Origin of the sequence: Paraburkholderia sp. SIMBA_053 (assembly GCF_046534895.1) — a bacterium.
Lineage (GTDB): Bacteria > Pseudomonadota > Gammaproteobacteria > Burkholderiales > Burkholderiaceae > Paraburkholderia > Paraburkholderia caledonica.
Genome location: NZ_JAWRXU010000423.1, coordinates 1 through 296, shown reverse-complemented (window position 1 = coordinate 296; position 296 = coordinate 1). Strand labels below are relative to the sequence as shown.

Annotated in this window: 1 protein-coding gene; it reads left to right on the top strand. The window is 63.9% G+C overall.

Translation table 11 applies throughout. The annotated features are described in order from the left end of the window. On the top strand, positions 1-296 hold a 296-nt coding region (locus tag SB753_RS36255; RefSeq protein ID WP_410804935.1), incomplete at both ends, for a helix-turn-helix domain-containing protein.

Below are 296 nucleotides of genomic sequence, written 5' to 3'. Positions count from 1 at the left end.
CTGATCAACCGGGTGCGCCGCGCGATCGTGATGGCGGAGAACAAGCTGATTTCCGCCGCGGATCTCGACCTCGCGCACTTCAGCGAGCAACAGACGATGAGTCTTGCGCAGGCGCGCGAGGCCGCCGAGAAGCGTGCGATCGAAGTCGCGCTGCTGCGGCACCGGCACCGGCTCAACGAGGCGGCCACGGATCTTGGGATTTCGCGTGTGACGTTGTATCGGCTGATGGGTACGCATGGGTTGCGGGATGCGTCGACCGACGAAAAGGCGGGTTTCAAGGGCGATGAGAAGGGAGA